This is a genomic window from Paenibacillus sp. BT-177 (genome assembly GCF_025846815.2).
Taxonomy (GTDB): Bacteria; Bacillota; Bacilli; order Paenibacillales; family Paenibacillaceae; genus Paenibacillus; species Paenibacillus polymyxa_C.
Genome location: NZ_JAOYTP010000002.1, coordinates 899,515 through 922,149 on the forward strand (window position 1 = coordinate 899,515; position 22,635 = coordinate 922,149).

A 22,635-nucleotide genomic window follows, 5' to 3' on the forward strand; every position below is an offset into this window, starting at 1 on the left:
CATTTACCCTGTACACTACAGTTACATCAAAGAACCTAATGGAGGGTTATACCATGAAAAAAATCACCAAAGCCTATCTCATGCTCGCAGCAGTAACTTTCACAGTACAGACGATCGGATTGGGATCTACGACATCAGCCAAAGCAGCGACATCTACTACAATATCTCAAGCAGAAGTTGTACAACATATTTCCAAAACCTTCGAGCAGCTACTTCGCCAACCAGGTAAGCTACCTCAGGCATTCATTTATTTGCAAAAACATATTCAATCCATTCCTGCCTCTCAAGCTACCATCCTAGTGCTACATTTAGAAAATGCACAGAAACAGCAATTGGATTCATATGCACAGACCTTATATCCGACCTCTGTTCAAACTAAGATTAATCAAGTCTATAAACCCGGTGATTCGTTCACTAATGTAATCAGTCGGACAAACGATGCAAAACTGAAAAAATTACTCACTCAATCCAGAGATGCCGGCTACAAACTTGAAACCGCAGAAGGCATGTTTTACCCAGTCATCAACTATGAAAAATATAAAGTATTCGGAAATGACATTACCGCAGATATCCGCAGCTATATTGACATCATGGCAACGGAATCTGGACAGCCGGCTACCAAGGATGCGGCATTACACATCGGTTATCAACAGTTAGCCGGAAGGGTGCTGGCGCAAGAGTCATTTATAACCCAATATCCACATTCCAATCGTACACAGGCAGTGAAATCATTACATGATCTCTATTTCTTCTATACTTTTTATGGTACGAACAATACACCACTATTCGATGATGACACCGGGAAGATTCGCCCCAATGCCAAAAAAGGGTATCAGCTCGTCGTTCAACGCAACAGGGATTCGAAGAGTACCTACATTCAAAAGCTGAAGGCATTTATGACACTATTGGATCAAAATGAAGATAAGCGAACTCCGCAAGTATCCGCCTGGCTAAAAAAGAACGTGCCTGCTAATTAATCACAGAAGAACACACCAAAAGAACTTCCAACCCCACACACCATGTGGTTTCGGAAGTTCTTTTTCTTACATTTACAGATCATTTTCTTGACCAAAAGCCCAACAATTGAGGCTCAATGAGCCAAGGACATACGACTGAAAAAGCTTACGCGCGGAGCGATCATGATCGGCAGCCCCCATCACGTAAAACAAAGGCGAAAAGTGCTCTATTCCATACGAAGGAACCGCCTGCTTGGCATATGGAGCCTTCTTGTCATATTGGAACAGATGACGCAAATTCCAGTCTTGAAGCTGCTGTGCAATCCAGTCATCATATTGAACGGCCCAATCGGCTGGCTCACTCGTCTGCTTGAGTGTCCGCAAGTTGTGGACCAAGCCTCCACTACCAAGGATCAAAATCCCTTGTTCACGCAGTGGCGCCAGCATCCGTCCAATCTCATATTGCTCCTGAGGATCGCGCCGTGAATCAATGGATAAGGGTACGACTGGTATGTCCGCATCAGGATATATATGCCGCAAAACCACCCATGCTCCATGATCCAGTCCCCGGTTCCGAACCGGCTGGTGGAACAGGTTATGCTGACTGAACAGATGCCCTATCTCCTCATACAGCTTTGGATCGCCTGGTGCAGGGTAATCAAGTGAGTACATTTCTTCGGGAAAGCCGTAGAAATCGTGCAACGCTGCATGCTGATCATCCGCGCCGATACATTGATCGGGGCTATCCCAATGCGCGGAAAAAATGATGATTCCTTTGGGTCGGGGCAGGCTCGCGCCCAGCTTTGCAAGAAAGCTGGTATATGCGTTATTTTCTACAGCCAGTGTCGGTGAACCATGCGCAACAAAAATTGAGGGTAATGTCATCGCTGCCAACCTCCACACGCCAGTATAGTGTTACTCTTTCATTTTACTCCGGCGGAGGCGCAATTTCCAATACAATCCGTTACACCCTGCAATCAGATCATCCAGTGCTGCCAATCCCGTTGAATATTTTCCTGTTCATCCAGCCATTCCAGTGTGCGGTCAATCAGCTGTTGCCGCTCTTTACCTGACGAGAAAGTGTGATCTCCCTGGAAAATAATCTCCTTATCACAGCGTCCCTCTGGACGCATCCAGAATACCTTTTGAAACAGAAATGCATAATCCACAGGAATGATATCATCCGAGGTGCCATGAATAACGAGCACATCACCGTTAAATTTAACGGCCTCTTGGAACGGTTGGAATTGAGCTAATGACTCAAAATAAGCTGGTGTGAACTTATAGCCCAAGTAGTCTGCATGACCGGTTTTAACAGACTCGTCGTACACGCTTCGCTCCGTAATTTTGACAATGTCGTTGAACGGATAGCCGACAGCTGACCAAAGGACCAGGTTTTGTACTCTCTTGTCCCGAACGGCTGTGAGCAGGGCAACCGCGCCCCCCAAACTGTGACCGATCAGCGTCACCTTAGTCGGGTCAATGTCCGCGCAATTCACGGCGTAATCCAACACGGTGCGTGTCTGGTTAATCATGGACTCAAGCCCCTGCTTGCCGTATTCACCCGTACTTTCCCCACAACCGGCAAAGTCAAAGCGCAGTACAAAATATCCACCTTCGGCCAATTCACGCGCAGTCTTGACGAACAATCGATCGACTCCGATACGATTGCCCACAAAACCGTGACAAATGACAACGAGCGGAACTCGTCTCTGACGTTCTCCCTCATTCGTACGGTTTGGATAATGAATTGTTGCGGCCAGCTCCTCATGTTCAAAACGAATTCCAATTTGCCGTTCCATCCTGATTCCCCCTGTTTCAAGCTTCACTACAGCATTTTATCATTCAAACTCATATAGTAACGTGGAATATCCATCCAGAATATTCATTCACTTTAATTCCGATAAGTTTAATAAGTTTTATAGTAAAGTCAGTCTATCATCGCCCTGCTTCCTTGTCAACCTGTCAGTTCATACCGGGATGGAAGTAAACAAATGGCGCTCCCCGATGTGATGCCGGAGAACGCCATACTACTCGCTTATTAGAGTGCATCCGCTACATTAAAGTAGACGACTTGCTACTCGTAGCTGTGCCTGAACATTTGGTGGGTTTCGACTCGTCCCTCCCACTCCAGTTTACAAGAGGCGCCGTTATTTTGATCCTCATGCCACAGGCTGCGGTAGCTCTGTTCACCCAGTTCACCTGCAAATTCTGTGTCCTCAGCCAATTCAGTATCGTCCAAAATACGGTACGTTGGAGATGTCCCTTGAACGCTTCGGTGACTCACGTTTGCAAGTAAGGCTTCCCCGCTGTTCCCGTTCGGAGCACCTGTCAGTCGTTTTTGGACCGAATAATCTGCCTGGTTCTCCAGTTTCATGATGCCACATCCTCTCAACGTTTTATATTCAGGTTGCTCCATGTGCTCACCCTTTATCCAGTTTGAGGAGAATGCAGCGGTAATATACATAATGGATAAAGCCTTTTGCCATCCGGCGTATCCTCACGTATACTGTCTTTGTTACAAAATGGCGATTCTAGCAGCTTGGGATACGATCATAAAGCAGGAGGAAGCAATGAATAAAGCAAAAAATTATACGCTTATTGCATGGATTGCCTTGTCCATGTTTTTCTTGACACAGGCGATTATTGGTTGGTTTATCACGTTTACAGGCGGGGATATCAAACCTTTTGAAAAAATTAGCCTTTCCACCCTCATCATCATCGCCGCAGGTGCCATTCTGCTGGTTGAAGCACTGATGAATTTCATGGATCGTCCGGAAGAAGGCGAGGAGACTCAACAGCCAGACCATGCTCCCGCGAAGCCCCAAATGAATTTCAAATCCATCTTGATGTATGTAGTACTGGTTGTTGTCATTCTTGTCGCCGGACTTGCGCTACGCAGTGTGCTGCCGGTATTCAAATTCTCACCTTGGATGAATTTAGTGCTCGCGGCTATTGGCTTTATTGGACTCAAACCGATTTTTCTGCGTAAAAAACGTTCATAACCTCGCAATTCTCATAGTGCTGGAGCTGCCTCATTACGGAATCGTAGCAGCTCCTTTTTTATTTGCAATCAGCCATCTGACTCGAAGCTTGGGAATCGTCAGAAAAGCCGTATCCCCACCTGCAAGAAGATGCATGGGGAATACGGCTTGATGTACTTTCGCATTTATTTGGAAAATAGTTGTTCTGCATTATCCAATGCAATTTTGTGCCCCATCGCGGAATAGTCCAGCCAAGGCTGTCCGTCCAACATGTAGACATGACCTTGCTTCACAGCTTTGAGTCCTTGCCATACTGTATTTCCCTCCAGCTGCTTATATACCTTTTGGGCATCCGCACCTTTACTGATAATCACCAGGATGGCATCAGCATCGTAATCTGGCAAAACCTCTTGAGACACAACCTGGTAGGCCTTATTAATCTTTTCCACACCTTTAGCTGGCTTCAAGCCCAAATCCTGATACAATAGCGGTCCTACTGGACGCTTCATCCCCATGACACGAACTTCTTTCGCTGTGACACGTACAGCCATGACAGTCCCGTCTCCGATTTTGGAATGAATGAGCTTTTTGACCCGTTCCCTCTGTGTATCATAATCTTTCAGAAAAGTGTCTGCCTGTGCTTCATGTTTAACCATAGCAGCTATTTTTTTCAATTGATCTTTCCATGTACCTTCATCCAAATCAAAAACCTCGGTCGGTGCAATTTTTTCAAACTTGGCCACATCGGTTCCCGAATATTTTTTGTCGAGAAAAATATGATCAGGTTGAAGCTCCAGTACCGCTTCCATATCGGGGTCTGTGACAACCCCCAGCTTACGAGTATTTTGAAGACGATCTTTTACATGGGGCAAAAAATCCTTCACATCTCCACCAATAACCGAACCCGCTGGAGTAATGCCCAATGCTAGCAGATTGTTCGTCAAATGAATAGACATGGAAGCAATACGCGAATCCGCACTCATGGTGGTTTGGGCACTATCGGCTGCTTTCGTACTACTAGCTTGTTTGTCTGCTGTTTGCCCACAAGCAGACAGCATGATCATGCATGCAACAAGAAACAGGGCTATCCACGAACGTTTAAACCCTGAACCCTCAAATCTATTTTTTCTCATGAATATTCTCTCCTATACTATAGAAGCTCTACTTTATAATGTTCAATCCTCAACGCTTCTATTTCGTTGTTGTTTAGCATGCTGCATCATGTGCAGCTTTGGGTTTCATATGTAACCTAATCCTATTGTCATTTGGTTCGGGACAACAAGAATAAAAAATACGGAGCTCCTACCACAGCAACCACTACACCTGCTGGAATCGCATTCGGCTGAAATACCGAACGACCAATCGTATCTGCCGTGACCAGAATGACGACTCCAACCAAAGCGGCTACTGGCAACAAATGCTGATACATCGGTCCAACCAAACGGCGAGCCAGATGAGGCGCAATCAGCCCAATAAAACCGATGCCTCCAGCCATGGATACGCTGGCGCTCGATAGAGCCACTGCTGCGCCCAGCAGTATCAAGCGCTGGCGTTTTACACTTGTACCGATTCCAGCTGCGGCCTCATCACCCAGCGACAGATTATTCAGGCTACGTGTCTGCGATAGAACGTAGGGCAATACAATGACAATCCATGGCAGTAAAGCCACTGCATGTATCCAGTCCCGTCCCCATACGCTGCCAGCCAACCAACGTGCGGTAAATGCGTACGTATCCTCATCCAGCCGCAACGACCAATACAGCGTTATGGCGCTGAGCCCTGAGGCTACACCGATACCGGACAGGATTAGCCGCACAGGCACGATTCCTCTGCTGCCACTATAGGACAGCATAACTATCAGCACCGCTGCGACGACACCTCCTGCAAAGGTAAACAAGGGGATGAACAAGGCTGCTGATCCTTCCAGATCGCGAAAAAAGCTGACATACATCACCAGTCCTAAAGCAGCTCCCGCATGAAGGCCCAGCACTCCCGGATCTGCGAGTGCGTTTCGCGATAAGCCCTGCATGACCGCCCCGGCTGCACCCAGTCCCGCTCCAGCCAGTACCGTTACAACCATCCGCGGCAGCCGGTATTCAAACAGGACCATATGGTCACGTCCGCTGCCTCCGCCAAAAAGTGTATCCAGCACGCGTAGCGGTGGAATACGAATCGTTCCGGTATTCAAACCCAGAACAAGGACAGCAAAACTGATTCCAGCCAATACGAAGCAAACGAGCCAAGCCTTGGTCGTTCTTGTATCCCCTGCCCCTAGAGAGCGTCTCACTATAATTCCCTCCTTTCCTTACGGGCGAGAAAGAGGAAAAAAGGTACTCCGATAAAAGACACCATAATTCCAATAGCTAGCTCCTCTGGCGGATTCGCCATTCTCGCTCCCAAATCAGCCAGCACTAGCAGCACGGCTCCCAATAATGCAGACAATGGTACGATCTGGCGATAATCCACACCGATCAGCTTGCGAGCAATATGTGGCACGACCAAACCTACAAAGCCGATGGCCCCGGCAGCCGATACAGAAAGTCCAGCTAGGACCACCACAGTCAGTAGCCCCAGCAGCCGGATACGCCAGAGATTTAATCCCAGATTCAGCGCTACCTCATCGCCCATTGAAATCAATGAAATGGAGCGTGCGAGCCCCATAGACCAAGCGATCACAATAAGCAAAATCGGTGCAAGAATCTCGAGCTGCGACCATTTGATTCCGGCAACACCACCCGCATACCAGTAGGCTAGATCCTGACTTAGATCAAAATAAATCGCAATTCCCGAAGTCATGGAACCTAACAAGGCTGCTGTCACAGCTCCAGACACCGTTAGTCTCATGGGTGTCAATCCTCCCGGCGCGGAAGCTCCTAGTCCGAATACCAGTAAGGTACTCATCAGTGCCCCCAGGAACGACAAAACAATTAACGTCCCATAAGGTAGATCAGGGAAAAAAGCAAAGCTCACTGCAACTACAAACATCGCTCCTGCGTTAATGCCCAGCACACCTGTATCCCCTAGCGGGTTGCGCGTGATTCCTTGAATCAGAGAGCCTGCAACCGCCAGCGCAGCCCCAATGACAGCTGCACCGAGCACACGCGGCAATCGCAGTTCATGAATGATCTGATGGGTCGTCAGCGAACGATCATAGTGAAACACTGCTGACCACACCGTGCTTATGGTCAGGTCCTTGGCTCCTAAGGAAATGGCAGCGAGCATGGCCAAAGCCAATAATACAGCCGAAGCTGTGAACAACAACACCTGCCGAATCCTGCCCGCTCGGAACACCGGACGGGCTATAAAGGCTACTTCAGGAGCGTTCCTCTCTGTCGAAGCTGTATGTTTGTCCATGCTGTCTTTAGAGTGCATTTGGTGAGGTCACTCCCTCCATACCTGAAAGCCATTACGACTTTCATTACAATAAACACCAATGATAATGATTATCAACTCGATTCATAATAGCATGTTTCTACGAACTTGCAAGCCAAAAAACTGTTCCCCCGTGGGAGGAACAGTTTTTTGATATATCTATGTGAGATCGTTACAGGGATAGTTTCAATTAACCCTCTCTTTAATACGTAGGCCAACCTGCCGAATCCCATTTCAAATCACTAATCAGAAGCTTTGGATTTCCGCCATCAGTGGCATCATAGGCATGACGCGCAATCACACTGTTGTTATAGACAGATTGTCCACCTGGTCCCCTCCAGCGGTCATTCCCCGCATCCAGTATTGTTCCACCGCCGTCCATCAGACTTTTTCCGCTCTTATCCACATACGGCCCGGTAATACTGGTGGAGCGACCATAAATGATTTTGTAATTACTGTCTACGCCCTTGCAGCAGTTATCAATGGAAGCAAACAGATAGTAATAGCCGTTGCGGTAAGTAACATGCGGTGCTTCCAAACCACCAGCTGTACGTTTAGCAATAGAATAAATCTGGCCCGTAGGCTTCATCGTATTTTTATCCAGTCGAGTCACTTTCAAGCCCGAATTCCATGAACCGAAGGAAAGCCATGGGTTACCGGAAGCATCAATAACCAGATTCGGGTCAATAGCATTATAATCGTCAGAATCCGTCGTACGCAGCACTAGTCCATCATCTCTCCAGCTTCCCGCGCCAATGCTCGTTGCTGAAGTTAAGCCAATGGCCGAAGTGCGCGATCCAAACGTAGAAATGGAATAGTAAACCCAGACACGTCCATTGTACTTTTGAGCATCCGGTGCCCATACATCATTAGTCTTTTGCTTAGGTACATACGATTTCCACCAAGATGGTGGCGACAAGAAGATTTGCGGCAATCTGTAAAAATTGCGTCCGTCATCCGATCTTTGAACCTGTATCCCCTGCCCTGTGGAGAAAATATACCATGCATTGCCTTCCTTGGTGATGGACGGATCATGTACTGCCACATCGCCTGTTAACGCCCAATGCTCGGCCGATGTGGACGGCACCACGGACAGCAACAAAGCAGCCGAAGTTACGGCAGCAAATGCTGTTCGGGCGAATTTACCCTGTACTGATTTTTTCCATGCTTTCAACATTCTTTCGCACCTCCGAATTAATATTTTATGATAAAAATCAGGTGATACGCTTATTACATTAGTGTTTATACTTATGAAGTTACCCATATATTAACCTATCAACTTCAGTTTTGTAAACGCTTTATTTCAAATAAAAAGAAATTTATAAACTACGCATAACATTGCATATACAAAAAAAAGAGCCCGTAGGCTCCTTGTTAGATAAGCATATTAAACAAATTCTCATTTTTGTTCAATTCCGTATAGTTAAGCCCTTTGCGATTCATTCGTTCAATTAAAGGAAGATAGTCTTCCTTGTGTAACAATTCAATACCGACCAGCGCCGGGCCATTTTCTTTATCATTCTTTTTCGTATACTCAAATCTAGTAATGTCATCGTCCGGCCCAAGCACTTCCTGAAGAAACTCACGCAGTGCCCCTGCTCTTTGCGGGAAATTCACCATGAAATAATGTTTTAGCCCTTCGTATATCAGGGAGCGTTCCTTAATCTCCTGCATACGATCAATATCGTTATTGCCACCACTGACGATACAGACTACTGTTTTGCCTTGAATCTGCTCACGATACAGATCAAGTGCTGCTACAGGCAGCGAGCCCGCAGGCTCCACAACAATCGCATTTTCATTATACAGCGCCAGAATCGCTGTACATGCCTTGCCTTCCGGTACCTTCACAATATCATCCAAGGTATGTTTACAAATGTCATACGTTAACTGACCCACTCGCTTCACCGCAGCCCCGTCAACGAACTTGTCTATTTGCTCCAGTGTAACGACCTTGTTCAAACGCATCGCTTCCGTCATTGATGCTGCGCCCAGGGGCTCTACGCCGATTACTTTGGTGGTCGGACTCACAGTTTTAACATATGTGCTTACGCCTGCCGCCAAACCGCCGCCGCCAATCGTCACGAACATATAGTCCGCAGGTGTATCCAGACTCTCCATCACTTCCATCGCAATCGTACCATTACCCGCGATAATTTTCGGCTGATCGAACGGATGGATGAAGGTCATTCCCTGCTCGCTACACACCTTCATAGCCTCGTCATAAGCATCGTCAAATGTATCTCCGGTCAAAATAACCTCTACACTGTCTCCGCCAAAGCGACGTACCTGCTTCACCTTCTGATTAGGCGTTGTGCTCGGCATAAATATTTTACCATGGATGCCGAGCGCGTTACATGAAAAAGCCACACCTTGTGCATGATTACCCGCACTCGCACACACGATCCCTTTTTCCATCTGCTCAGGAGTCAAACTGCGGATCATGTTGTAAGCTCCACGGATTTTAAAGGACCGCACAACTTGGAGATCCTCTCGCTTCAGATACACATTACAGTTATATTTGGCCGATAGGACGGCATCCCTCTGTAAAGGTGTACGAACAATCACCTCACGCAGCATATGATGCGCTCGTACAATATCCTCCATGCCAACGGTTGACGCCGTGGCCGGTTCTGTTTTCTGGGTTTCTGTTGGTTCCATAGGTTCTCCACGCTCCGCCTGAATATTTCTGTATTTGAAATCTTTCAAACATCATACCACGTTTACCTATAGCTTGTGCAGTTGATAGCCATGAAAATGAGAATGAAAATCATTGAATCCATAAAAAAAGCAGGTCGAGACAATGCCCGACCCGCCTTTCCTGACTCTATACATTTCAGTATTCAATCGACTCATTCAGCACCGTAATGATTACCCTTTTACCCCGCCTGCAGTCATCCCTTCAATAAAGTAACGCTGGAAGAACAGAAACACGACGAGAATCGGCAAAATAGCCAGGACTGATCCGGCAATCAACACATCATAATTGTTGCCATATGGCGTCAGCAGACTGGACAGACCGATTGGCAGTGTCAGCATGTCGTTAGTACGCAATACGATCATCGGCCACAGGAAGTTATTCCAACTGTTCATAGCCTGTAAAATAGCCATTGCCGCAAAGGCAGGTGCCATCAGAGGCATCATAATCCGCACAAAAATACCATACTCTGAACAGCCGTCAACTCGTGCAGCATCCATAAAGTCCTTGGGTACTCCGCTCAAATATTGACGGAAGAAAAAGATCGGAATCGGTGCAACGACAAACGGCAAAATCACACCCCATACCGTATTGATCAGCTTCATACCGATCATTAGTTTGTAAAGTGGCAGCATGATAATTTCTACCGGGATCATCATCACGACCAGCACCAATGTAAAAATCACATTTTTCAGTCTAAAACGATACATCTCCAGACCATACCCGACCATTGCGGACAATATCAGACATAACACCGTAAACAAGACGGTAATGACAAGACTATTCCAGTACCATTGAAAATAATCCGTCGTCCCCTGAAAGATGAACGCATAGTTTTTCAAGGACATGATGGCCCACTCCAGCTTGAGATTCAAGCCATAGCGCAGCAGCTCCGTTGATGGCTTGAATGAGGCAAGCGTCACGGCAAATAGCGGAAACAGGGCGAACCCGGCAAACAGAATGAACAGGACAACGAGAAATGCGGATAATGGGCCTTTTTGTTTCTGAGCCATCGCTTAATCCTCCTTCCGAAACATGCCAAAAAATTTGAGCTGGATCAGGTTCAGTACTAATGTGAATACGAGCAATACAATGCCCACTGCCGCTCCAAAGCCCATACTATTCTGTTCCAGACCTTGGCGATAGAGATAGCCAACAATCGTTAACCCAATATCATTCGGGGAGTTATTTCCGTTCCACAACATATAGCTCTCGGTGAACATGGATAACCCGGCATAAATACTAATCGTAAATACGTAGATCGTCACGGGTTTCAGCATAGGAATCGTAATCCGCCAAAATGAATCGAAACGACTGGCTCCATCAATCTGTGCAGCTTCATACAACTCGGGAGGAATGTTCTGGAGTCCCGACATGTAGTACAGCATATTTACGCCTAGCCATCTCCATAAGGCCAGCACGATCAACGCTAAAAAGCCGGTGTTCGCGTTCATTAGCCATTTGTAAGGCTCAAGACCGAATAACCCCAATAGAGAGTTCATCAGCGAGCCGTCCAACTCCCCGAACATGAGTCGGAAGATTGTTCCTGCTACCACCACTGAGGTTAGTGCGGGTATAAACATCACGGAGCGAAACAGCCCTCTGCCCGGCATTTTAGGCGAATTCAGCAATACCGCCAGTACCAGTGGCAGAGGAATCAGCACGACCAGTGTAAGCAGTGTGTACAGGACGCTGTTCAATATCGCTTTTCCAAATGTAGGATTCATTAAATCCTTATAATTTTCCAGGCCCACGTAAGTTGTTATCCCCGGCAGAACTTCCTGAAAGCTCATAATGACCGTCGAGATGACCGGATACGCAAAAAACAGTGCAAAGGACAGTAAAAATGGAAGGACAAATACATACGGTGCCGTACGACTGGAATGAATAAATCGGCTCCATTGACTTCTGGTCGGACGCTGAGTTTTTGGCGGCTGACCTGTCGGTACATTAGCGTTCGTATGAACGGGCGTTGCCATGAATCTCACTCCCTTTCCTGTTGGGGTCTATCTCAGTTCATCTGCTAGCTCATGCAGCACCGTGGCTGGATCTTCGCCACTCTGTAGTGTCCGATAAAGTATTTTATTGCGTACAGCACTGGCGATGTCAGGCGTTTTCGGTCCGATATGCACCGCATTGATCTCATCTTTGACTTCGATCAGCGTGTCAAAAATATTCGTTCCGAAATACTCCGTAAATTTATTTTTGGCTTTGGCTTCCGGCATTGTCCACACTTCACTGCGGATGGGATCAAACCCTAGCTGCTTCCAAATCTCCACATTCCCTTGCTTGGACAGCTTGGCAAAGGCTAGAAAACGCATCGCCAAATCCTGGTGCTTTGACTGGTTCGTGACTACCGTTCCGGTCCCGCCCATACCTGCTGAGCGATAGCCGCCTTTTTCCCACGCCGGCATCGGTCTAATGATGATTTTTCCTTTCAAGTCAGGCATGTAATCCGTAAAACGTCCCATATACCACATCGGCATCCACACCGAAGCGGCCCCGCCTTTGTTCATAAACCCGTAGTATTCCTCCATATGATGCCCGCCGCCCGGTGCGGGAATAGCGATCTTGTCTTTTATCATCTGTTGGAGAAACTCAAGTGTTTTAATATTGGTTTCGTTATCCAGCGTCAACTCGCCCTTATCATCCAAAAAATCTGAATTTTGCTGTGAGATCATCGGCCAGTAGCTCCACAGGTCATTGGTCTCCAAGGTTGCCATCGGCTTGCCCGTTTTTGCCAGCACTTGCTTGCCAGCAGCAGCATAGTCTGCCCAGGTAACGATGGAATCCGGGTCTACCCCCGCCTGATCCATAATCTCTTTATTGTAATACATCACTTCGGCTCCAACGTGGAAGTCAATACCGTAATACTTACCGTCTTTGCCGTAAATCTGTACTCTGGAAGGCACAATGTTATTGATCTCATGGTCAATCACCGGATTGAGCGGGACCAGTTGCGGTATTCCTTTGAGGAAATTACCAATCTTGTTCACCTCAATATCCGCGATATCCGGCGCTCCCACCCCTGATTGCAACGCAATCGAGAGCTTGCTGTGGTGGTTGTCATAAGGAAATGTATTCGCTTTCAAATTAATCAATTGATCAGGGTGCTGTTGGTTCCATTGGTCAGCCATTTGCAGAAAAAACTTCTCATGCAGTTCATTGAAAGTCCACAATACAAGTTCTGTTCCCGGCCCATCCTTTTCATCGCTCTTGAAAGAACAACCTTGCAGCAGTCCAGCCATCAAAACCACCGCCATAAGCATCAAAGCCATGCTTTTTCTTCGCAGCAGCATATCCTTCCCCCTTCGCATGATGAAATCCTAATTCGTAAATGATTGCGCTTTCTTTTATTATTTAACATCAATACAAATTAGTTTACAACAACATTATTCAAAAAAAATTCGTTTTTGTGTAAAACAGATCTCATTGCATTATAGGGGGAAAATGAATTGGATGGGAATATGATGATTTCTGCATAAAAAAAACGACCCAACTTCAATTGAAACTCAAAGTTGGGTCGCGCTATATTAACTACTCTTGCGAATGTGCTGCTTCGTCTTTCACTTCTTCTCGAAATGATCTAATACTTTGTTTACGACGATTATTTTTTTCTTCGATCTGCTTACGCTCCTCATTGCTGATTTCAGAGGAAAATTCGTTTAGGTATCCTTCAGCCTCATGAAGATTCTGCAATGTATTCTGAATATTTTGTTGCAAATGCTCCACATTATCTGCTCGATTATCCGGTTTTGCCATCGGTTTAACGCCTCCTAATCATAGAATCGCTCACTAGAGCGCTAAACCGTAGCTTGATCGTTATCGAGTTATTTTATACATTAAAATGCTTTCCAAACCATTGGCCTGCTGCTTCGGCTTCAGTGCGAGTCAATTGATGACCATTGCGTTCCAAGTAGGCTTCCACCTGCGCTCCGGCCCCCTCCAGCAGGGCTTGCAGCTCCTGAGATTCCGCCGCTGGAACAATCGGGTCATTTTCACCAGAAGACAGAAATACAGGGACACCGTTCAAGTCCGGCAGTTGCAGCCCTCGCAATGGCACCATGGCATGATGGAGAATGGCCCCACGTAGCGCTTTTGCATCATGAAAGAGCATACTGGCCGCTATGTTGGCTCCATTGGAATAGCCCAGAGCCACCACGTTGTTACGGTCAAAATCATATTGCTCTGCAGCTGAATCTACAAATTCGCTTAGTTCTTTGGTACGAAATACGAGATCCTCAATATCGAATACCCCCTCAGCCAAACGGCGAAAGAAGCGCGGCATCCCATTTTCCAATACATTACCTCTCACGCCCAGCACAGATGCTCCCGGTGCTACCATATCAGCCAAGGGTAGCAAATCTTGTTCATTCCCGCCGGTACCATGCAACAGCAAAATAACCGGGGCTTGCGGATCATTTCCTTTACGGAAAATGTGTTTCATATCTATCCCTCCTCTAATTAACTTTAAATTAAGAATCTTATTTTTTGTATAAATTGATTATAGCCCATTTCACTGCTTTACACAAACATAATTGACCTCGTTCATTTTTTCTAAAATGATGTCTTGTTCCATTGACATGTAGTATAGCTGTATTTTACTATGGTGTTAGATATTTAGAATATTATCTAAATATCTAAAGGAGGAAATGTATTTTGAACGATGCCTTCAAAGCTTTGGCTGATCCGACCCGGCGTACAATCTTGCAGCTTTTAAAGGAAAAAAGCATGAGCGCAGGCGAAGTAGCTGAACATTTTCAAATTAGCAAACCCAGCATCTCCCACCATCTCAATATCCTGAAGCAGGCTGGGCTGGTGCTGGATGAACGACAGGGGCAAAACATTATCTACACCCTGCATACAACGGTTGTGGCGGATGTGATCGGTTGGATGTTCAGTATCGCCCACTCCGATACCCCTGCGAAAAAAAATAGGAATCATATTAAGGATGGGGAGGAATCTGAATGAAATTTCGAACACGTTGGAGCTTGACGGATGTTTTGACAACTTTGATTGCCTTATCACCCGCCATAGGCGCGATACTGCTGTACGACCGACTTCCCGATGTTCTAGCCTCGCATATTAACTTTAACAATACAGCAGACGGGTATACGAGCAAAATTGGTTCTATTATCATGCTCGTGCTGTTGGGCTTGGTCCCGCTGGTCATTCGATTGGCACGCTACATGGACCCCAACAAAGCTAATTATGAGAAATTTTCAAAAGCCTATGAAGTTACGCGTGCAGGGGTTTCTGTGGTTCTCGCTGTAGCTGGATGGGGAATGCTGCTGTATAACCTGAACATACACCTACAAATGAATGCTATAATTTTAGGGTTAATAGGCCTGATGCTGATAGTGATGGGGAATTATATGACTCAGGTACAGCCGAACTATACGTTCGGTATCCGCACGCCGTGGACTCTGTCTAATCCCGAGGTATGGCGTAAAACGCACCGTTTCGGGGGGCCTATGATGATGCTTGGCGGTGCTTCAGCGTTGGTGGCGGCATGGGTCGGTGGAATGGCGGGAGTAGTCATTTTCCTAACCGTACTGATCATATCCGCTATCTCTCCTGTACTCTATTCTTACTTGTTGTATCGTAAGCTAAACAAGTAAATAGACAAAGCCACACCTGAACCTAAAAAAGGAACCTCCCAAACCGCAATAAAAGCAGAATGGGAGGTTCTTTATACATCTACATATTCAATTAAAACAACAGTTTATCGGGATGGGTGCCTACACGCTCATCCAGATGAAGACCATTGATTCGGTCAATATCCTCAGTCGTCAGTTCAAAATCGAACAAATCGGCATTTTCGCGGATACGATGCGCGGTAACCGATTTGGGAATCGTCACAATCCCCCGATCCAGATGCCAACGCAAAATAACCTGAGAAGTCGTTTTCCCGTATTTAACAGCAATCTCAACAATGTCTGCCTGCTCCGTCAGTTTCCCCTTCATCAGAGGACTCCACGATTCAAGCTGGATCTGGTGCTCCCGGCAGTATTGATGCAGGTCTTGCTGTGTCAGACGCGGGTGAAGCTCTACCTGATTGATAACAGGCACAATATTGCTGTCTTTCAGGAGGTCTTCGAGATGGTGAATTTGGAAGTTGCTCACTCCGATTGCGCGTACGCTTCCTTCTTCATACAGCCGCTCGAACGCCTTCCAAGTTTCCTTGTACTTGTCCTTGCCAGGCCAATGAATGAGATACAGATCAATAATGTCCAGGCCCAGCCGCTTGCGGCTTTCCTCGAAGGCACGCAGTGTTGAATCGTAGCCCTGATCTTGATTCCATAGCTTAGTGGTCACAAACAGATTTTCTCTGGCCGCTCCACTGTCACGAATGGCTTGTCCGACCAGTTCCTCATTGCCGTAGATCGCCGCCGTATCAATGTGACGGTAACCGACCTCAATGGCTGTTTTGACTGCTTCGTAGACCTCATTACCTTCCGCCTTGTACGTACCAAAACCAAGCCAAGGCATCTGAACTCCGTTATTTAGTAAAGCTGTATCCGCAATATTCCCCATGTCTATCTCCTCCTATTCCTAGTTATGAATTATCCAACGGGATGATTACAGTTTAGTCGCATCCTGAAAAGCATTCACTTCAAGCGGCGCAGCCAACAATTCTTTAGCTGCAGCAACAAATGCCTGGAAATGGGCAGACTTGTTATGGAAATCTACAGCTGCGGCATCCTTCCACTCTTCAACCATCGTAAATGCGTTGGGATCATTCAAATCCTGCATTAACGTATAGCGTACATTGCCTTCTTCAGCTTGGGATGCGCTGATCAACCCTTGGGTTTGTTGCAAAAAGCTCTCTCTCTTTTCTGGTAAAACTTTCATATCAGCATGAATAATAATCATAATATTTTCCTCCTCGTATTATGTAACTATTTCTATTATAGACCATTCTTTCGATAGATTAAAAGTGCGGCCGTTTCTCGAATACAGTAAAATGAATTGTATTGGGGTGTTTATCGGCTGATCAACTGCTCCTATATTTTGTTTAATGGCGGTGAAGGCATGTGCGTTTTCAGACGAAATTAATGGTATTCATATCCCTTTTAGTGCTGGTCGTTACCGGGCTATTGGGATTATCCCTGCGCTATATGATTACCTCCGCCTTGTACGAAGAGATTGGGAAAAGGGCACTGACCGTGGCCAATACGCTTGCGGTAGATGCACAGGTCAGGGAGGCTCTAGAACAGACCGATACAACGCAATTACGTGCTCGAATCAACGAAGCAGTGAAGCCTGTCCAAGCCAGCAGCGGCGCTGATTTTATTACGATTGCAGATCGTCATCTCATTCGTCAATGGCATGTTAACCCGAAACGCATCGGGCAGCCTATGATGGACCCGCTGAATACTAAGGTGCTGCAAGGGCAGTCCTTTATTACGGAATCCACCGGCTCTCTCGGACCGTCACTGCGAGCCAAAACCGCAGTCTATGATGAACAAGGCCGAGCTATCGGACTCGTCTCTGTAGGTTTCCTGATGACAGATGTGGCGCAAAATATTCGTACATACACATATACATGGCTGTGGTTCATGGTAGGCGCGCTGATGCTCGGCATTTTAGGAAGTCTGGTTATAGCACGACGGGTTCGGCGCGAACTGCATGGGCTGGAGCCAGTAGAGATTGGACGGTTGTATCAGGAAAAGCAAGCCATTCTCGAATCCATAGGCGAAGGGATTATCGCGGTTAATAGCAGTGGACAAGTCACACTTGCCAATCCACAAGCCGTCCGTTTGCTGGGCCTTCCCCCGGAAACTAGCCTCTATGGATGCGAGCTTCGTCACTTGGCGGGCGCTGCAGATCAACTAGCAGATGTACTTGCTACAGATTTTATCGAGAAGAGTCCAAGCATGAAGCCCGATCAGGAACAGAACGTATTCAATGAGGAAATTGAGATCCAACAACGAGTCGTAGTCGTTAGCCGTGTGCCGATCAAGGATCGATTCGGACGAATGCTAGGCACGGTTGCCAGTCTGCGCGACAAAACAGAGTTGCTTCGCATGACGCGGCAGTTGACGGAGGTCAAGGATTACGCGGATGTGCTGCGATCACAAACACATGAATATACCAATCGGCTATATCTCATATCCGGTCTGATTCAGTTGGAGTGTTATGACGAAGCAGTGGACTTTATTACTCAGGAATCGGAGGAGTATCGTGTACATCGTTCCGTTTCCTCTTCTCTTTCACCTGATTCAATCATCGCCAGCCTGCTGATCAGCAAGAAAAAACAGGCATTGGAAAAAGGGATTGTACTCCATTCATATATTAAAGGAGCATTTTCAACTCCGTCTCCTACGTTGGAGTGGTCGCTTCTTGGTGCCATTGCCGGAAACCTGCTGGACAATGCTATGGAAGCAGTTGCGATAGGCTCTATACCTGACGGACAGGTCTGGTTCCGGCTTGAAGAAATGACTGAAGCCATCATCGTCGAAGTTGCAGATAATGGATCGGGTATTTCAGAGGATATCCAGGAAAAACTGTTCGTTAAGGGAGCATCAACCAAAGCAGAGGCAGGACACGGATATGGCCTCGCTCTCGTGCAGGAGTACACCGAACGAATGAGTGGCTCCATAAAAGTACATGAACGGCCTGGTGGTGGTAGCATTTTTGAAGTATACATTCCTTTAAATAGGACAGACACGGGGAGCAATAATGCAAAAGGAGGTTACGTCCATGAATGAGCGGGTTTTATCTGACATTGAGGTTCTTATTATTGAAGATGATCCGCGAATTGCGGAGATTAACCGACGATTTATTGAAAAGGTGGACGGGTTCACTGTATGTGCAATAGCAACGAACGAATTTGAGGCAAAGCTCCAACTAGATGTTCTGCGTCCGTCTTTAGCCGTGCTGGATGTTTATTTTCCCGATACGAATGGTCTAACCCTGCTATCGTTCATCAAGCAACACTATCCGGGTACAGATGTCATTATGCTGACTGCCGCCAAAGAAGCTGAAACTGTGGTACAAGCGGTTCGCGCAGGCGTATTTGATTTTATCGTAAAGCCGCTCGTATTCGAAAGATTGCGAGCGACCTTAGAGGAATATGCCCGTTTTCGGCGCCAGGTCACAACATGGCAAGAGGAACAATCTACGGTGGAGCAATCGGAAATTGACCGTCTGCTACAAAGCGCGGGCACGGGTCGGATGACGGGTAACGGAGTCGGAGAGCTATGGGCCAAAGGCATTGATAAAGTCACTTGCGAAAAGGTGCTTGATCTCCTGAATCGACAAGGTGAAGTTACTACGGGTACAGTGGGAATTGAGCTAGGTATGAGCCGATCTACCGCCAGAAGGTATCTGGAATATTTAGTTGAAAGTGGCGATGCGCACCATGATCAGGTATACGGAACCGTCGGCAGACCGGAGCGTATCTATCGCAGACGGCAGGAAAATGCATAAACCACCAATTCTGCCGTTCGGTCCTTCCTTCCTCTCTCCTCGGTTGTGATTTTAATGAACTTAATTCGCTTAATAGGCTAAAATGGTTTAAATGATCACATTATTTACGTCCCCCTTCCCGGTTGCTAGAATGATCAACAGTTAGTTGATTGATAATGATTATCAGTTTCTCTGGTAAGCATATTTGGAACGGGGGACAATACATGGCAACACCAAAACAGCCACTACCACTACGCACAGGCATGCTGCTTGCAGCGATTCTGGTACTACTGACAGCCGTTATGGCGGGATGTGGAGGCCAATCACAAAATAATAATGCAGCAGCACCTCAAACCACAGGCGACACTCGAACGATCAAACATGAGATGGGAGAAACCAAAGTTACAGGCAAACCTAAAAGAATCGTAACGTTGGAATTCTCTTTTGTCGATGCCGCTACCCAACTGGGTGTGATGCCTGTCGGCATAGCTCAGGAAAATGAGGATGATATCGATGGTCTGCTTGGTAAAAAAATCGACTTTACACCTGTCGGCACACGCAAACAGCCGAACCTGGAAACGATTAGCTCCTTGAAACCCGATTTGATTATTGCTGATCTAAACCGTCATAAGAGCATATACAAAGAACTAAGTGAGATTGCTCCTACCATTGTTCTTAAGAGCCGCAATTCCTCTTATGAACAAAACCTGGCATCCTTCGGCGTTATCGCTGACGCGTTGGGTGAGAAGGAAAAGGGTGAGCAAATTCTGGCAGCACATAAAGCTACCATGGCAAAGCTGAAAGAAGGCATCCAAGCTGGTGAGTCACGCAGCGTATTGCTTGGGGTATTCCGTTCGGATTCACTATCGGCTCACGGCGCTTCATCTTTCGATGGACAACTGCTGGAGCAAGCAGGCATCCACAATGCGCTTCAAAATACAAGCGAGCCTACAGTCAAGCTGACACTGGAGCAGATTGCACAAGCTGATCCAGATGTGATCTTCTTGGTGGAAGCCGATGAGAAGCTGCTTGCGGAATGGAAGCAAAATCCGTTATGGCAAAACATTACGGCCGTGAAAAAAGGGGAAGTTTACGAAGTAAACCGGGCACTGTGGACCCGGTACCGTGGACTCGGCTCTGCCGAGAAAATATTGGAGCAAGCCATTTCGCTTCTGTATCCCGCGCAAAATAAAGGAGACGGCTCCCGTTGATCGGACAAGCCTTACGCGACCGGCTAAATAAGCCGGTCGTCTTTGCACTTCTATTCGCGCTGCTGGCTGGACTGCTGCTGAGCGTGGCAATTGGCCCAGTCAGGATGGACATCCCCACCATGCTGACTGCGCTGTTCACCGAGCATCCGTCCAAGGATCAGCTCATTATCTTGACGATACGCCTACCACGTGCCGTCATTGGGCTGATCGTCGGCGCCGGGCTTGCCGTGGCCGGAGCGCTGATGCAGGCTATCACACGCAATCCGCTGGCTTCGCCGCAGGTTTTTGGAGTCAGCTCTGGTGCTTCGCTGGCTGTCGTTCTGTCGGTCGTGCTGCTGCCGAATATCGGGTCGTCCGGCAGCATTTATTTTGCTTTTGCCGGAGCGATCGCAGGCGGCTCCTTCGTATATGCGCTGGCCGGAACGGCGGGCATGACGCCAGTCAAGTTGGCCCTTGCCGGGATGGCAGTGCATCTGCTGCTGGCCTCTGTCACTCAGGGACTGCTCGTGTTTAACGAGCAAATATCCGATGTACTGTATTGGCTCGCCGGAGCCATCGACGGGTCCACTTGGGCCGATACGCGTCTGGTGCTGCCCTGGTTCGCCGTCGGTATGATCCTTGCACTGGCACTGGCCCCCTCGCTATCTGTGCTTAGCCTCGGTACAGAGGTCGCACAGGGACTGGGGCAAAATGTACGTCTTGTCCGCTTACTGGCCTCAGCCTCAGTTATTATGCTGGCAGGCTCTGCTGTAGCGGTAGCCGGGTCTATCGGCTTTGTGGGCCTGATGGTGCCGAATATCATCAAGGTGTTTACAGGCGATAATTACAAACGGGTCATCCCCCTGTCTGCAATCTGCGGAGCTCTGCTGCTGACATATGCAGACGTGCTTGGACGATTTATTGCCTTTCCTTATGAATCGCCCGTTGGTATCGTAACTGCGCTGGTGGGCGCGCCATTCTTTTTATATCTGGCGCACAAGAACGGGAGGGCTTCACGATGAAAAAGCTGTGGATTTTACTCGTGTTAATGCTGTGTGTTTCCTTTGTAGCTATCGGCGTGGGCAGCACCTACATTACACCCGCTGAGCTGATCGCCGCTCTGACTGACCGAAATGCCTCTTCCTGGTTCATCGTTCACCATTACCGACTGCCTCGTGGCCTGCTGGCCATCATGGCCGGTGCTGGCCTTGCATTAGCTGGCGTGCTGCTGCAAGGCATGATACGCAACCCACTGGCTTCGCCGGATGTGGTGGGTGTATCCAAGGGAGCCGGCTTTGCTGCGGTTCTCGTCATCGTGCTGCTCCCCTCCTCCCCCGTGGCGCTACTGCCTGTAGCTGCCTTTGTCGGTGCCGGATTAGCTGCACTACTGCTCGTACAGCTTTCGATGAAGGGAGGCATGCGTCCTAACATGCTAGCCTTAACCGGGCTGGCGGTAGGTGCTATTTTTCAGGCTGCAACCGATTATATTCTGATCAAATATCCACTTGAAGCCAGCGATACGCTGACTTGGCTAGCTGGAAGTCTGTGGGGCAAAGGCTGGGATGAAGTATATGGACTTTTGCCGTGGTTAATTGTATTGCTGCCTCTCGCCTATACGCTACAGCGCAAGCTGGATATTATGAGTCTGGATGAGGAAAGCTCCGCTGGCTTGGGACTTAGCGTGAAGCGTATGCGCACAGGACTGCTGGCCGTATCCGTGGCCTTAGCTGCTTCCTGTGTCGCTGCCATCGGCTCCATCGGCTTTATAGGACTGCTGGCACCACATCTGGCGCGGCGTTTGTTTGGCAATCGCCACCGCTATCTATTGCCCGGCGCAGCCATGATCGGTGCCCTGATTCTCGTCCTTGCCGATGCGCTTGGACGGGGGCTGAAGCCGCCGCTCGAAATTCCCGCTGGCATCGTGACAGCCGTGATTGGCGCGCCCTATTTCCTGTATCTCTTGCTACGGGAACGCAAGCAAAAAAGCAGCGGATAAAGGACATGTTCTCCATTACAGCTAA

The 22,635-nt window shown here is 47.6% G+C and carries 24 protein-coding genes; 9 read left to right on the forward strand and 15 right to left on the reverse strand.

What is annotated here, in order from left to right; all coding sequences use genetic code 11:
• Nucleotides 1-53: 53 nt before the first annotated feature.
• Nucleotides 54-977, forward strand: a complete 924-nt coding sequence (locus OIU26_RS10255; RefSeq protein ID WP_264216746.1) for a hypothetical protein — start codon at nucleotides 54-56, stop codon at nucleotides 975-977.
• Nucleotides 978-1,049: 72 nt separating this feature from the next.
• Here OIU26_RS10255 and OIU26_RS10260 read toward each other — a convergent pair whose 3' ends face one another.
• The 3 genes from OIU26_RS10260 to OIU26_RS10270 all read right to left on the reverse strand — a co-directional run bounded on the left by OIU26_RS10260 (nucleotide 1,050) and on the right by OIU26_RS10270 (nucleotide 3,333).
• The gene (locus tag OIU26_RS10260) at nucleotides 1,050-1,841 is read right to left on the reverse strand and encodes a dioxygenase family protein (RefSeq protein ID WP_013369511.1); all 792 of its coding nucleotides are present in this window, start codon (nucleotides 1,839-1,841) and stop codon (nucleotides 1,050-1,052) included.
• A 92-nt stretch (nucleotides 1,842-1,933) separates the two neighbouring features.
• A complete protein-coding gene (locus OIU26_RS10265) occupies nucleotides 1,934-2,758 on the reverse strand; it encodes an alpha/beta hydrolase (RefSeq protein WP_058710743.1) in 825 nt (274 codons plus the stop codon).
• A 275-nt stretch (nucleotides 2,759-3,033) separates the two neighbouring features.
• A complete protein-coding gene (locus tag OIU26_RS10270; RefSeq protein ID WP_025677308.1) occupies nucleotides 3,034-3,333 on the reverse strand; it encodes a hypothetical protein in 300 nt (99 codons plus the stop codon).
• 196 nt (nucleotides 3,334-3,529) lie between these two features.
• Between OIU26_RS10270 and OIU26_RS10275 the strand changes: the two genes are divergently transcribed.
• The gene (locus OIU26_RS10275; RefSeq protein ID WP_264216747.1) at nucleotides 3,530-3,961 is read left to right on the forward strand and encodes a hypothetical protein; all 432 of its coding nucleotides are present in this window, start codon (nucleotides 3,530-3,532) and stop codon (nucleotides 3,959-3,961) included.
• Nucleotides 3,962-4,125: 164 nt separating this feature from the next.
• Here the strand turns inward: OIU26_RS10275 and OIU26_RS10280 are convergent, their stop codons facing one another.
• The 10 genes from OIU26_RS10280 to OIU26_RS10325 all read right to left on the reverse strand — a co-directional run bounded on the left by OIU26_RS10280 (nucleotide 4,126) and on the right by OIU26_RS10325 (nucleotide 14,457).
• On the reverse strand, nucleotides 4,126-5,073 hold the full coding sequence (locus OIU26_RS10280; protein ID WP_025677304.1) for an ABC transporter substrate-binding protein: 948 nt from the start codon (nucleotides 5,071-5,073) through the stop codon (nucleotides 4,126-4,128).
• 128 nt (nucleotides 5,074-5,201) lie between these two features.
• On the reverse strand, nucleotides 5,202-6,227 hold the full coding sequence (locus OIU26_RS10285; RefSeq protein ID WP_264216748.1) for an iron ABC transporter permease: 1,026 nt from the start codon (nucleotides 6,225-6,227) through the stop codon (nucleotides 5,202-5,204).
• The gene (locus OIU26_RS10290; RefSeq protein WP_264216749.1) at nucleotides 6,227-7,312 is read right to left on the reverse strand and encodes an iron ABC transporter permease; all 1,086 of its coding nucleotides are present in this window, start codon (nucleotides 7,310-7,312) and stop codon (nucleotides 6,227-6,229) included. Before OIU26_RS10290 ends, OIU26_RS10285 begins: the two co-directional genes overlap by 1 nt.
• 202 nt (nucleotides 7,313-7,514) lie before the next feature.
• On the reverse strand, nucleotides 7,515-8,489 hold the full coding sequence (locus OIU26_RS10295) for a glycoside hydrolase family 43 protein (protein WP_264216750.1): 975 nt from the start codon (nucleotides 8,487-8,489) through the stop codon (nucleotides 7,515-7,517).
• 197 nt (nucleotides 8,490-8,686) lie between these two features.
• Complete coding sequence (gene ilvA / locus OIU26_RS10300; protein WP_025676833.1) at nucleotides 8,687-9,973, reverse strand: threonine ammonia-lyase IlvA; 1,287 nt, start codon at nucleotides 9,971-9,973, stop codon at nucleotides 8,687-8,689.
• A gap of 210 nt (nucleotides 9,974-10,183) precedes the next feature.
• Nucleotides 10,184-11,023 (reverse strand): carbohydrate ABC transporter permease, encoded by an 840-nt coding sequence (locus OIU26_RS10305; RefSeq protein ID WP_013369500.1) that lies wholly within the window; start codon nucleotides 11,021-11,023, stop codon nucleotides 10,184-10,186.
• Nucleotides 11,024-11,026: 3 nt separating this feature from the next.
• A complete protein-coding gene (locus OIU26_RS10310) occupies nucleotides 11,027-11,989 on the reverse strand; it encodes a carbohydrate ABC transporter permease (RefSeq protein ID WP_013369499.1) in 963 nt (320 codons plus the stop codon).
• A gap of 27 nt (nucleotides 11,990-12,016) precedes the next feature.
• Nucleotides 12,017-13,309, reverse strand: a complete 1,293-nt coding sequence (locus tag OIU26_RS10315) for an ABC transporter substrate-binding protein (RefSeq protein ID WP_264216751.1) — start codon at nucleotides 13,307-13,309, stop codon at nucleotides 12,017-12,019.
• Nucleotides 13,310-13,547: 238 nt separating this feature from the next.
• The gene (gene tlp, locus OIU26_RS10320) at nucleotides 13,548-13,772 is read right to left on the reverse strand and encodes a small acid-soluble spore protein Tlp (RefSeq protein ID WP_013369497.1); all 225 of its coding nucleotides are present in this window, start codon (nucleotides 13,770-13,772) and stop codon (nucleotides 13,548-13,550) included.
• A 73-nt stretch (nucleotides 13,773-13,845) separates the two neighbouring features.
• Complete coding sequence (locus OIU26_RS10325; protein ID WP_264216752.1) at nucleotides 13,846-14,457, reverse strand: alpha/beta hydrolase; 612 nt, start codon at nucleotides 14,455-14,457, stop codon at nucleotides 13,846-13,848.
• A 212-nt stretch (nucleotides 14,458-14,669) separates the two neighbouring features.
• Between OIU26_RS10325 and OIU26_RS10330 the strand changes: the two genes are divergently transcribed.
• Together OIU26_RS10330 and OIU26_RS10335 are read left to right on the forward strand one after the other, a co-directional pair.
• A complete protein-coding gene (locus OIU26_RS10330; protein ID WP_025676831.1) occupies nucleotides 14,670-14,981 on the forward strand; it encodes an autorepressor SdpR family transcription factor in 312 nt (103 codons plus the stop codon).
• Nucleotides 14,978-15,631 (forward strand): SdpI family protein, encoded by a 654-nt coding sequence (locus tag OIU26_RS10335; protein ID WP_264216753.1) that lies wholly within the window; start codon nucleotides 14,978-14,980, stop codon nucleotides 15,629-15,631. The genes OIU26_RS10330 and OIU26_RS10335 overlap by 4 nt, the downstream gene beginning before the upstream one ends.
• A gap of 91 nt (nucleotides 15,632-15,722) precedes the next feature.
• On the opposite strand, the gene OIU26_RS10340 is transcribed toward OIU26_RS10335, so the two are convergent.
• Nucleotides 15,723-16,547 (reverse strand): aldo/keto reductase, encoded by an 825-nt coding sequence (locus tag OIU26_RS10340; RefSeq protein WP_264216754.1) that lies wholly within the window; start codon nucleotides 16,545-16,547, stop codon nucleotides 15,723-15,725.
• Nucleotides 16,548-16,592: 45 nt separating this feature from the next.
• The gene (locus OIU26_RS10345; protein ID WP_264216755.1) at nucleotides 16,593-16,886 is read right to left on the reverse strand and encodes a putative quinol monooxygenase; all 294 of its coding nucleotides are present in this window, start codon (nucleotides 16,884-16,886) and stop codon (nucleotides 16,593-16,595) included.
• Nucleotides 16,887-17,047: 161 nt separating this feature from the next.
• Between OIU26_RS10345 and OIU26_RS10350 the strand changes: the two genes are divergently transcribed.
• The 5 genes from OIU26_RS10350 to OIU26_RS10370 all read left to right on the forward strand — a co-directional run bounded on the left by OIU26_RS10350 (nucleotide 17,048) and on the right by OIU26_RS10370 (nucleotide 22,610).
• Nucleotides 17,048-18,724 carry a sensor histidine kinase gene (locus OIU26_RS10350; protein ID WP_264216756.1) on the forward strand — a complete coding sequence of 559 codons (1,677 nt, stop codon included), beginning with the start codon at nucleotides 17,048-17,050 and terminating at the stop codon, nucleotides 18,722-18,724.
• Complete coding sequence (locus OIU26_RS10355; protein ID WP_013369490.1) at nucleotides 18,717-19,445, forward strand: response regulator; 729 nt, start codon at nucleotides 18,717-18,719, stop codon at nucleotides 19,443-19,445. Before OIU26_RS10350 ends, OIU26_RS10355 begins: the two co-directional genes overlap by 8 nt.
• 203 nt (nucleotides 19,446-19,648) lie before the next feature.
• Complete coding sequence (locus OIU26_RS10360; RefSeq protein WP_025676827.1) at nucleotides 19,649-20,635, forward strand: ABC transporter substrate-binding protein; 987 nt, start codon at nucleotides 19,649-19,651, stop codon at nucleotides 20,633-20,635.
• Nucleotides 20,632-21,636 (forward strand): FecCD family ABC transporter permease, encoded by a 1,005-nt coding sequence (locus OIU26_RS10365; RefSeq protein ID WP_013369488.1) that lies wholly within the window; start codon nucleotides 20,632-20,634, stop codon nucleotides 21,634-21,636. The genes OIU26_RS10360 and OIU26_RS10365 overlap by 4 nt, the downstream gene beginning before the upstream one ends.
• The gene (locus OIU26_RS10370) at nucleotides 21,633-22,610 is read left to right on the forward strand and encodes an iron chelate uptake ABC transporter family permease subunit (RefSeq protein WP_264216757.1); all 978 of its coding nucleotides are present in this window, start codon (nucleotides 21,633-21,635) and stop codon (nucleotides 22,608-22,610) included. Before OIU26_RS10365 ends, OIU26_RS10370 begins: the two co-directional genes overlap by 4 nt.
• The last annotated feature ends 25 nt before the right edge of the window (nucleotides 22,611-22,635 follow it).

Excerpts from the sequence above, each read along its gene's own strand:
- OIU26_RS10310 (WP_013369499.1), bottom strand. The coding sequence starts at position 11,989 with ATGGCAACGCCCGTTCATACGAACGCTAATGTACCGACAGGTCAGCCG.
- OIU26_RS10290 (WP_264216749.1), bottom strand. The coding sequence starts at position 7,312 with ATGCACTCTAAAGACAGCATGGACAAACATACAGCTTCGACAGAGAGG.
- OIU26_RS10275 (WP_264216747.1), top strand. The coding sequence starts at position 3,530 with ATGAATAAAGCAAAAAATTATACGCTTATTGCATGGATTGCCTTGTCC.
- OIU26_RS10270 (WP_025677308.1), bottom strand. The coding sequence starts at position 3,333 with ATGAAACTGGAGAACCAGGCAGATTATTCGGTCCAAAAACGACTGACA.
- tlp (WP_013369497.1), bottom strand. The coding sequence starts at position 13,772 with ATGGCAAAACCGGATAATCGAGCAGATAATGTGGAGCATTTGCAACAA.
- ilvA (WP_025676833.1), bottom strand. The coding sequence starts at position 9,973 with ATGGAACCAACAGAAACCCAGAAAACAGAACCGGCCACGGCGTCAACC.
- OIU26_RS10360 (WP_025676827.1), top strand. The coding sequence starts at position 19,649 with ATGGCAACACCAAAACAGCCACTACCACTACGCACAGGCATGCTGCTT.
- OIU26_RS10340 (WP_264216754.1), bottom strand. The coding sequence starts at position 16,547 with ATGGGGAATATTGCGGATACAGCTTTACTAAATAACGGAGTTCAGATG.
- OIU26_RS10265 (WP_058710743.1), bottom strand. The coding sequence starts at position 2,758 with ATGGAACGGCAAATTGGAATTCGTTTTGAACATGAGGAGCTGGCCGCA.
- OIU26_RS10295 (WP_264216750.1), bottom strand. The coding sequence starts at position 8,489 with ATGTTGAAAGCATGGAAAAAATCAGTACAGGGTAAATTCGCCCGAACA.
- OIU26_RS10305 (WP_013369500.1), bottom strand. The coding sequence starts at position 11,023 with ATGGCTCAGAAACAAAAAGGCCCATTATCCGCATTTCTCGTTGTCCTG.
- OIU26_RS10325 (WP_264216752.1), bottom strand. The coding sequence starts at position 14,457 with ATGAAACACATTTTCCGTAAAGGAAATGATCCGCAAGCCCCGGTTATT.
- OIU26_RS10370 (WP_264216757.1), top strand. The coding sequence starts at position 21,633 with ATGAAAAAGCTGTGGATTTTACTCGTGTTAATGCTGTGTGTTTCCTTT.
- OIU26_RS10280 (WP_025677304.1), bottom strand. The coding sequence starts at position 5,073 with ATGAGAAAAAATAGATTTGAGGGTTCAGGGTTTAAACGTTCGTGGATA.
- OIU26_RS10315 (WP_264216751.1), bottom strand. The coding sequence starts at position 13,309 with ATGCTGCTGCGAAGAAAAAGCATGGCTTTGATGCTTATGGCGGTGGTT.
- OIU26_RS10260 (WP_013369511.1), bottom strand. The coding sequence starts at position 1,841 with ATGACATTACCCTCAATTTTTGTTGCGCATGGTTCACCGACACTGGCT.
- OIU26_RS10345 (WP_264216755.1), bottom strand. The coding sequence starts at position 16,886 with ATGATTATTATTCATGCTGATATGAAAGTTTTACCAGAAAAGAGAGAG.
- OIU26_RS10255 (WP_264216746.1), top strand. The coding sequence starts at position 54 with ATGAAAAAAATCACCAAAGCCTATCTCATGCTCGCAGCAGTAACTTTC.
- OIU26_RS10335 (WP_264216753.1), top strand. The coding sequence starts at position 14,978 with ATGAAATTTCGAACACGTTGGAGCTTGACGGATGTTTTGACAACTTTG.
- OIU26_RS10355 (WP_013369490.1), top strand. The coding sequence starts at position 18,717 with ATGAATGAGCGGGTTTTATCTGACATTGAGGTTCTTATTATTGAAGAT.